Raw genomic sequence first — 9,563 nt, 5'->3', positions numbered from 1 at the left:
CCAAGATGAGGTTTCTCTCCCACTTGATGGGTTAAGGCCCCCTACAGACCATGGGGTTGATAGGCCAGAATTGGAAGCCAGGTAACTGGTGTAGGTGACTGGTACTAATAGGCCGAGGGCTTACTACGAAGGTGTTACGCGTCCACTGTGCGGTTTCTGAAACAACAGACACTGCAGCAAACCTGATCAACAGGTCCCATAGATAGTTGTGGGGTGTGTTGGTTGGGGAGCGCTGTCTAGTTTCATAGAGTTACGGTAGTTATAGCGGTGGGGAAACGCCCGGTCCCATTCCGAACCCGGAAGCTAAGGCCACCTGCGCCGATGGTACTGCACTCGACAGGGTGTGGGAGAGTAGGACACTGCCGGAACATCATTGCGAAAGGCCCTCCAACTTCGGTTGGAGGGCCTTTTTGCGTTCCCGGGGAACCTCGTCGGACCACTATGTCCGAATCGCGAGTGGGCCAGGTCACCCTGGAGTATGTTGTCGAGAACAACATTCGCTCCAGCTCGACCGCCGACAGGCGGTGGTTCCACGAAAGGCCCACGCTCATGCGTCAGGGGATCTTCGGCATCGCGGCCGTCTCGATCGCACTTCTCACTTCGGTCACCGCTTGCGGCGACGACACTACGAACTCCTCGGGAGGCGGCGCCAAGATCGGCGTGATCCTGCCCGACAGCAAGACCTCGGCGAGGTGGGAGACTGCGGACCGCAAGTATCTCCAGCAGGCGTTCGACGCCGCGGGGATCAAGGCAGACATCCAGAACGCCCAGGGCGACAAGAACGCCTTCCAGACCATCGCCGATCAGATGATCACCAACGGCGCTTCGGTACTGATGATCACCAACCTCGACAGCGGCACCGGCAAGGCCGTCATCCAGAAGGCAAAAGCGCAGGGCGTCACCGTGATCGACTACGACCGGCTGACCCTCGGCGGCGGTGCGCCGTATTACGTGTCGTTCGACAACGTGAAGGTCGGACAACTCATGGGCGACGGTCTCGCGAAGTGCCTGGCCGACAAGCAGGCCGCCAAGCCAGTGGTCGCCTACCTCAACGGCGGCCCCACCGACAACAACGCCGCTCTGTTCAAGAGCGGTTACGACGGCGCGCTGAAGCCGAAGTTCGACGCGGGCGAGTACGTGAAGGGCCCGGATCAGGCCGTCCCGGAATGGGACAACACCAAGGCGGGCACCATCTTCGAACAGATGCTCACCGGCACGCCGAACCTCGGTGGCGCCGTGGCGGCCAACGACGGTCTGGCCAATGCCGCCATCGCCGTGCTGAAGAAGCAGAAGCTCAACGGGCAGATTCCGGTGACGGGTCAGGACGCCACGGTACAGGGTCTGCAGAACGTCCTGGCCGGTGACCAGTGCATGACCGTGTACAAGGCGATCAACCTCGAGGCCGCCGCCGGCGCGAAGCTGGCCATCGCGCTGGCCAATGGTGAGAAGGGCGAGGCGCCGAGCACCGTCGACGACCCCGAGGCGAAGACGAAGGTGCCCGCGGTGCTGCTCGAGCCGAAGGCGATCTTCAAGAACAACGTGAACGACGTCGTGGCGGACGGTTTCGTCGACAAGGCCGAGCTCTGCACCGGTGAATTCGCGAAGCTCTGCGCGGATAACGGCGTGCGCTGATGACCGATAACCCGCTCATCGAATTGCGCGGATTAGAGAAGAGTTTCGGCCCGGTCCATGTGCTGCACGACATCGACTTCTCCGCCTACCGCGGTGAGGTGACAGCCCTGGTCGGCGACAACGGCGCCGGCAAGTCCACGCTGGTCAAGTGCATCGGCGGCACCCATGCCATCGATGCGGGCGAGGTGCTGTTCGACGGTGAGTCGGTGCAGATCGGCAATCCGAGGGACGCGGCCGAACTGGGGATCGAGATCGTCTATCAGGATCTCGCGCTCTGCGACAACCTCGACATCGTGCAGAACATGTTCCTCGGCCGCGAGAAGAAGCACGGCATCGTGCTCGACGAGTACGGCATGGAGGAACTCGCGGGCGCGACGCTGGCCGGTCTGTCGGTGCGGACGGTGAAGTCCGTGCGGCAGAAGGTGGCGAGCCTGTCGGGCGGACAACGCCAGACCGTCGCCATCGCCAAGGCCGTGCTGTGGAACAGCAAGGTGGTGATTCTGGACGAGCCGACCGCGGCGCTCGGTGTCGCCCAGACCCAGCAGGTCCTCGAGCTGGTGCGCCGCCTGGCCGACAAAGGTCTCGCGGTGGTGCTGATCTCGCACAACATGAACGACGTGTTCGCGGTATCGGACCGCATCGCGGCGCTGTATCTGGGTCGAATGGCCGCGCAGGTGCGGACCGCCGATGTGACCCATTCGCAGGTCGTGGAACTGATCACCTCCGGCCGCAGCGGGAGTCTCGGAATCGGAGTGCAGGCATGAGTGTGGTCGTGACGGACAAGGCCGCCGAGCCTGCCGCGCCGATGACCGAATTGGTCACCGGCTACGTCGGGCGGATTCGCAGCGGCAACATGGGTGCGCTGCCCTCGGTCATCGCGCTGGTCGTGCTGTCGGTCGTGTTCTGGATCGCGCGGCCGGTGTTCATGACCCAGGGCAATATCGCGAACCTGCTCACCCAGGGCGCCGCCATCGCGGTGATCGCCATGGGGTTGATCTTCGTGCTGTTGCTCGGGGAGATCGATCTGTCGGCCGGCTTCACCAGCGGTGTGTGCGCGGCGGTGCTCGCGGTGTTGCTCACCGACAAGGGTTGGCCCTGGTACGCGGCGGTGCTCGTGTCGCTGCTCACCGGGGTCGTGATCGGGCTGACCATCGGTGCGATCGTCGTGAAGATCGGTGTCCCGTCGTTCGTGGTGACGCTGGCCGCGTTCCTCGCGCTGCAGGGTGTCGCACTGAAGATCATGGACAACGGCCGCAATATCTCCATTCACGACGAGACGATCCTGGCGATCGCCAACAAGAACGTGCCGCCGCTGCTCGGCTGGGTGATGTACCTGGTGCTGCTCGGCGGGTTCTCGTTCGTGCAGTACCGAAAGTTGCGGGCGCGCAACACACTCGGGCTGACCGGCGAGACGGCGCCGGTGGTCGCGTTGCGGATCGCGGCGGTCGCGCTCGTCGCGGGGGTGGCGGTGCTGGTGCTCAATGACGAGCGCAGCCGTAATCCGGAGGTCAACTCGTTGCAGGGCATGCCGATCGTGGTGCCGATCATTGTCGCGCTGCTGCTGTTGTGGACCTTCGTGCTCAATCGCACCTCGTTCGGCAGGCATGTCTACGCGGTCGGCGGCAGTGTGGAAGCTGCTCGGCGCGCGGGCATTCCGGTCGATCGGATCAAGATCAGCGCGTTTGTCCTCTGTTCGACGATGGCCGCCGTCGGCGGGCTGATCGCGGCCTCGCGGGCCAACTCCGTCGATCCGAACACCGGCGGTTCCGATGTGTTGCTCACCGCGGTCGGTGCGGCGGTGATCGGTGGCACCAGCCTGTTCGGTGGTCGTGGCCGGATGCTCGACGCGGTGCTCGGCGCCGCGGTGGTCGCGGTGATCAACAACGGGATGGGGCTGATGGGCTACAGCGCGGGCACGAAATTCGTTGTGACAGGATTTGTTCTGCTGCTCGCGGCGGGGGTGGACGCGCTGTCGCGCAAGCGTTCGCTGCCAGGAAGTTGACCATCGACCGGGAAGGCTGGGCCGAATGAGGGCTGCACCCGCCCCGGACGAGATCCGAACCCGCAACCTCGCCGCGCTGCTGCGCCACGTCCATGTGAGTGGCCCGGTCTCGCGGGCGGTGCTGGCCGAGCGAATGGGCTTGAACCGCAGCACGATTCTGGCCCTGACCACCGACCTCGCCGCCGCCGGGCTGGTGAGTGAGGAACTGCCACGCCAGACGGGCAGGGCCGGACGGCCGTCGCTGGTGGTGCGGCCCGAATCGGAGCGGGTGTATGTGCTCGCGTTGGATGTCGGTGCCGACCGGCTCGCGGTGGCGCGGGTCGGTCTCGGCGGCGTGATTCTCGACCGGCGCGAAACACCGCGTGACAGTACGGAATTCGATCCCGATGAGGTGATCGAATCACTGGCGGTGATGGCGGAGACGATGATCGGCTCGGCGGGGCCCGACAGTGTCTGTGTGGGTGTCGGGCTCGCGTTCTGTGGCATGGTGCGCGAGGGTGACGGCGTTGTGCGGTACGGGCCGAATATCGGCTGGGTGGATGTGCCGGTCGGCGCGAAACTGTCCGAGCGGCTCGGTGTTCGGGTCGTGGTCGGCAACAATGCCAACCTGGGTGCGCTGGCCGAGCGTGAGCGCGGTGTCGGTGCCGGGGTGTCGGATCTGATCTATCTGCACGGTGAAGTCGGCATCGGCGGTGGCGTCATCATGGGCGGCGAGCTGCTCGGCGGCGAGGGCGGCTACGGGGGCGAGGTCGGGCACATGATCGTGAACCCCGGCGGACGGGCGTGCAGGTGTGGTTCGCGCGGTTGCCTCGAGGCAGAGGCGGGGGAGCTGGCGCTGATCGCGCTGGCGGGCCGGGCCGACCTCACCGGCCGGGCGGCGGTCGAGGCGATCGTCGACGCGGCGGCCCGTGGTGACGCGACCGCCCGCGATGCGCTGCACCAGGTCGGCGACTGGCTCGGGTTCGGGGTGGCCAACCTGGTCAATATCTTCAACCCGACGATGGTCGTGTTCGGCGGGGTACTGCGCGAGATCTACCTCGCCTCGGCCGCGCAGGTCCGGAGCCGGTTGGCCGTGAACGGGCTGTTGGCGGTCCGTGAGCGCGTTCGGCTACGGACCTCCGCGCTGGCCGACGACGCCCCGCTGATCGGGGCCGCGGAACTGGCGTTCGTCGACGTGCTGACCGACCCACTGCAGACACTGGCACGCGCCTGCGGCAGTTGATCGATCGGCGCCGGTGTGGCGACTATCGTGAAGTCATGGCGACCACCCGGATCGGTACGCACATCAATGCGCCTCGCTCCACCGTCTACCGCCTGTTGCTCGACGGCGACGCGGTGGGTGCCTGGATGGTGCCCGACGGGATGACCAGCGAGGTGCATCGGTTCGAGCCGGTGGAGGGCGGATCGTTCTCGATCACCATCACCTACGACGCCTCCACCGACGCGGGCGATACAGATCTGCAGCACGACGCCTACTTCGGGACGTTCCGTTCGCTCGTTCCGGACGAACAGGTGGTCGAGGTGCTGGAGTTCGTCACGGTGCGGCCGGACATGACCGGCGCACAATCGGTCACCTTCACCCTGACCGACGTAGACGGTGGCACCCTCCTCGATGTCCTGCACGAAGGGGTTCCGCCGGGACTCAGTCTCGCCGACAACGAGGTGACCTGGCAGATGGCGTTGACCAAGTTGGTCTCCCTGGCCGAGCGGGGCACGATCGACTGAAACACCGTGCGCCGCACGGGCCAGTGCCGATCCGGCGCCGACCACCGCTGCCGGCAGCGCGTGGCGCCTTCAAATCATGGCAAGGCTAATGGTGTTCGGGGGTGATCGCGGTTGCTTGAATCCTCCTATGCACCGACCGAACACCTTTCGACCCGGCCTGCGGGGCCGCGCCACCGCCGCACTTCTCGCGATGGCAACCGTTGCGACGCTCGGCCTGACCGGCTGCGCGCAAGGCAACGACACACCGGTCGGCACCCCCGACGCGCCACTGCCCACCGAGGTTCCACCGGGGACCACGCTCGTCGTCGCCGATCAGTCGGAACGTCTGCAATCGGCGCTGCGGCTGTCCGGCGAACTGGACAAGCTGCCGTTCAAGATCGAATTCGCGAACTTCGTCGGCGGCCCGGCCATCCTCGAGGCCTTCCGGGCGGGTGCGGCCGACGTGGGTCAGGTCGGCGACGTGCCGCCGATCCACGCGCTGGCCGCGGGCCAGGACGTTCCGATCATCGGCTCCTACCAGACCAACCCCCAAGCCCTGAAACTCGCTGTGGCGCCGGGCCGTTCGATCAGCAAGCTCACGGATCTGAAGGGCAAGAAGATCGCCTACGCCGAGGGCACCGCCCAGCAGGCGGCGGTGCTGAAGGCGCTCACCAAGGCGGGTCTGAAGCCCACCGATGTGGAGCTGGTCCGGCTGCAGCTGGCCGAGTTCCCTGACGCGGTGCGCACCGCTCAGGTCGACGTCGCGCCGCTGATCGAACCCAACGTGACCCGGTTCCTCCGCACCGAGGGCGCCTCGCTGATCCCGGATTCGGAGACCACGGGCATCTACAGCGGCCTCGCCTACGTGTATGCGCGCCGGGCGGTGGTCCAGGATCCGGCGAAGGCCGCCGCGACCCGTGCTCTGGTCGGCGCGTTCGTGCGGGCCTGGCAGTGGACCAACACTCATCGCGAGGAATGGGCCACCCGCTACTACGTCGGAAGCCAGAAGGTCAGCGCCGACGACGCCAAGCGGATCGTCGAATCGCTGGGCACCTACACCTTCCCGCACCTGGACCAGCAGTTGATCGCCCGGCAGCAGACCACCATCGACGCGATCGACGCCGTGGGCGAGCTGCCGAAGAAGATCAAGGCCGTGGATGGTTTCGACCTGCGCTTCGATGCCGCGGTGACCGAGGCCGTCACTGCCAGCGGGGCCGCGTTCGCACCGGCGGCGAGCTGATGGCCACCATCGACGCGGGCGCACTGCACAAACTCAGGGCCAGCACGGCCCCGGTCGAGGCCCTCGCCCCGCGTGGGCGAGGGCGGCGCAAACTGGGACCTGGCAAGCCGATCCCGTTCGGCTTCGCCCTCGGTCCGGTTCTGCTCATCGGCACCTGGGTGATCGGTTCCGCGATCGGTGCCATCGACCCGGAGACCCTGCCCGCGCCGTGGACGGTCGCGCAGACCGCGGGCGACTTGATCGCCGACGGCCGGTTGCAGTCCAACCTGCTGACCTCGTTGCAGCGCGCCGTGATCGGCCTCGTCCTCGGTGTGGCGATCGGCGTGGTGCTCGCGCTGGTCGCGGGGCTGAGCCGGATCGGTGAGGCGGTGGTCGACGGTCCCGTGCAGATCAAGCGGGCGATCCCGACACTGGCGCTGATCCCGCTGTTCATCGTCTGGTTCGGGATCGGCGAGCAGATGAAGCTGATCGTGATCACCACCAGCGTGCTCATTCCGATCTACATCAATACCCACGCCTACCTGCGCAGCGTCGACGCGCGCTATGTGGAACTGGCCGAGACCGTCGGGCTGTCGCGGTGGGGATTCCTGCGGCGCATCGCGTTGCCGGGCTCGTTGCCTGGCTTCTTCCTCGGGCTGCGGCTGGCGGTGACCATTTCCTGGCTGGCGCTGGTGGTGGTCGAACAGGTCAACGCGACCAGCGGCATCGGCTACCTGATGACCCAGGCGCGCACCTACGGCCAGATCGACGTGATCGTCGTCGGTCTGGTGATCTACGGGCTGCTCGGACTGTTCGGCGATCTCGCCGTGCGGGCAACGGAACGAAAGGTGCTGGCATGGCGACAGACACTGGGCGACTGAGCTCCGACGAGCGGGTCGTCGTACGCACCCGCGCCCTGACCCGCGGCTTCGGCAAGCGAATCGTGTTGAACGGCATCGATATCGACATCCGGCGCGGTGAGTTCGTCGCGCTGCTCGGGCGCAGCGGTTCCGGTAAGAGCACGTTGCTGCGAGCGCTGGCCGAACTCGATTCCGAGGTACCCGGATCCGGCGAGCTGACGGTGCCGACGCAACGCGCGGTGGTGTTCCAGGATTCGCGGCTACTGCCGTGGTCGCGCGTCCTCGACAATGTGGTGCTCGGGTTGACCGGGCGTGACGCGGACCGACGGGGACGCTCGGCACTGGCCGAGGTCGGGTTGGCCGGACGCGAGAAGGCTTGGCCGCGTGAACTTTCCGGCGGTGAACAGCAGCGGGTGGCATTGGCCAGGTCGCTGGTGCGTGAGCCGGAACTGCTTTTGGCCGACGAACCGTTCGGCGCGCTCGACGCGCTGACCCGGATTCGGATGCACGCCCTGCTCCAGGCCCTGTGCGAGCGACATCGGCCCGCCGTGCTGCTGGTGACCCACGATGTGGACGAGGCCGTGCTGCTCGCCGATCGGGTGCTGGTCCTCGACGAGGGCCGGATCACGATCGATCAGCGCATCGAGACCCCGCGCCCGCGCAGGCACGCGCACCCGGAGTTCGTCCGGCTGCGGGAAGTGCTGTTGACCGGGCTCGGCGTCGACACAACAGATCCAGAGAAAGTGAAACAGGCGTCATGAGTGCACCGCGTCAACTGAGTCTGAATGCGTTCATCTACCCGTCCGGGCACCATGAGGCCGCCTGGCGGCATCCCGACAGCAGGCCCGACCGCATCTACGACGTCTCCTACTACCAGGAGATCGGGCGTACCGCGGAGGCGGCGAAGCTCGACGCGGTGTTCTTCGCCGACGGCCCCGCCCTGCGCACCGATGTTCGTCACAACGCCGCGCCGGGCTTGGAGCCGATCACGCTGCTCACCGCGATCGCCGCGGCGACAACACATCTCGGCCTGATCGCCACCGCGTCGACCACCTACTACGAGCCCTACAACCTGGCGCGGCTGTTCTCCTCGCTCGACCACATCTCCGGTGGACGCGCGGGCTGGAACATCGTCACCACCGGCACCGATCTGGCCGCGGCCAACTTCGGACTCGAACGCCACCCGGATCACGCCGACCGTTATGCCCGCGCACGGGAATTCGTCGACGCGGTGGTCGGGCTGTGGGACAGCTGGGAGGACGATGCGATCGTGCTCGACCGCGCCGCCGGTGTGTACGCCGATCCGGACAAGATCCATCCGATCGACTTCGTCGGCGAACATCTCAGTGTGCGTGGGCCGTTCAACTCGGCGCGGACACCGCAGGGACGTCCGGTGCTGGTGCAGGCCGGGGCGTCGAACGAGGGCCGTGCCTTCGCGGGCAAGTACGCGGAGGCGATCTTCACGGCCCATCAACGACTTTCGGACGCGCAGTCCTTCTACGCCGATATCAAGTCCAAGGCCACCGAGTTCGGCCGCACCGCCGACGAGGTGAAGATCCTGCCGGGGATCAGTCCGTTCATCGCCGACACCGAGGCCGCGGCACTGCGTTTGGAACGCGAGTTCAACGAGCTGACGGTGCCCGAATACGGGATCAAGCAGCTGGAATCGATCACCGGCACCTCGCTGCGCACCCTCGCGCTCGACGAGCTGGTGCCCGTGGAAGTGTTCGCGGGAGCGGGCGATGTCACCGACAACGCGCGCAGCAGATTGCAGGTGGTGGCGGGCATCGTCGAGCGGGAACGGCCGACCTTGCGTGGGCTGCTGCACCGGCTGGCCGGCGCGCGCGGGCACCGGGTGTTCGCGGGAACGCCCGAGCAAGTGGCCGACACCATCGAGGAGTGGTTCACCCAGGGCGCGGCGGACGGCTTCAACGTGATGCCGCCGTACTACCCCGGTGGGCTCGAGGTATTCGCCGAAACGGTGGTGCCGATCCTGCAGGAGCGCGGGCTGTTCCGCACGGAATACACCGGGACCACGTTGCGCGACCACTTCGGGCTCGCGCGCCCGGAGAGTCAGTTCGCTCGCAGTGCCGCACTAGCCGGATGACGGTGGGCTGTAGTAGCCGACACGGCACTCGCCGGTCGG

General features: G+C 66.6%; 9 protein-coding genes and 2 rRNA genes. All 11 read left to right on the top strand.

What is annotated here, in order from left to right:
* A 23S ribosomal RNA gene (locus IBJ82_RS28090) occupies positions 1 to 128 on the top strand; the annotation flags it as partial.
* Between the two features lie 123 nt (positions 129 to 251).
* Positions 252 to 368, top strand: a 5S ribosomal RNA gene (rrf, locus tag IBJ82_RS28085).
* Between the two features lie 181 nt (positions 369 to 549).
* Positions 550 to 1,632, top strand: coding sequence for a sugar ABC transporter substrate-binding protein (locus IBJ82_RS28080; protein WP_194828974.1), 1,083 nt, complete (start codon positions 550 to 552; stop codon positions 1,630 to 1,632).
* A complete protein-coding gene (locus IBJ82_RS28075; protein WP_194828973.1) occupies positions 1,632 to 2,396 on the top strand; it encodes an ATP-binding cassette domain-containing protein in 765 nt (254 codons plus the stop codon). Before IBJ82_RS28080 ends, IBJ82_RS28075 begins: the two co-directional genes overlap by 1 nt.
* Positions 2,393 to 3,634: a sugar ABC transporter permease gene (locus IBJ82_RS28070; RefSeq protein WP_194828972.1), complete on the top strand. Its 1,242-nt coding sequence runs from the start codon at positions 2,393 to 2,395 to the stop codon at positions 3,632 to 3,634. Before IBJ82_RS28075 ends, IBJ82_RS28070 begins: the two co-directional genes overlap by 4 nt.
* A 25-nt stretch (positions 3,635 to 3,659) precedes the next feature.
* Positions 3,660 to 4,856, top strand: a complete 1,197-nt coding sequence (locus IBJ82_RS28065; protein WP_194828971.1) for an ROK family transcriptional regulator — start codon at positions 3,660 to 3,662, stop codon at positions 4,854 to 4,856.
* Between the two features lie 35 nt (positions 4,857 to 4,891).
* Positions 4,892 to 5,359, top strand: coding sequence for an SRPBCC domain-containing protein (locus IBJ82_RS28060; protein WP_194828970.1), 468 nt, complete (start codon positions 4,892 to 4,894; stop codon positions 5,357 to 5,359).
* 127 nt (positions 5,360 to 5,486) lie between these two features.
* Positions 5,487 to 6,578, top strand: coding sequence for an ABC transporter substrate-binding protein (locus IBJ82_RS28055; protein ID WP_194828969.1), 1,092 nt, complete (start codon positions 5,487 to 5,489; stop codon positions 6,576 to 6,578).
* A complete protein-coding gene (locus IBJ82_RS28050) occupies positions 6,578 to 7,438 on the top strand; it encodes an ABC transporter permease (RefSeq protein ID WP_194828968.1) in 861 nt (286 codons plus the stop codon). The genes IBJ82_RS28055 and IBJ82_RS28050 overlap by 1 nt, the downstream gene beginning before the upstream one ends.
* On the top strand, positions 7,414 to 8,178 hold the full coding sequence (locus IBJ82_RS28045; RefSeq protein ID WP_194828967.1) for an ABC transporter ATP-binding protein: 765 nt from the start codon (positions 7,414 to 7,416) through the stop codon (positions 8,176 to 8,178). Before IBJ82_RS28050 ends, IBJ82_RS28045 begins: the two co-directional genes overlap by 25 nt.
* Complete coding sequence (locus tag IBJ82_RS28040) at positions 8,175 to 9,524, top strand: LLM class flavin-dependent oxidoreductase (RefSeq protein ID WP_194828966.1); 1,350 nt, start codon at positions 8,175 to 8,177, stop codon at positions 9,522 to 9,524. Before IBJ82_RS28045 ends, IBJ82_RS28040 begins: the two co-directional genes overlap by 4 nt.
* Positions 9,525 to 9,563: the final 39 nt, after the last annotated feature.

Source organism: Nocardia sp. XZ_19_231 (assembly GCF_015355705.1).
GTDB classification, from domain to species: Bacteria; Actinomycetota; Actinomycetes; order Mycobacteriales; family Mycobacteriaceae; genus Nocardia; species Nocardia salmonicida.
The sequence above is the reverse complement of the archived record's forward strand: the minus strand, read 5'-3'. Positions and strand labels throughout refer to the sequence as shown.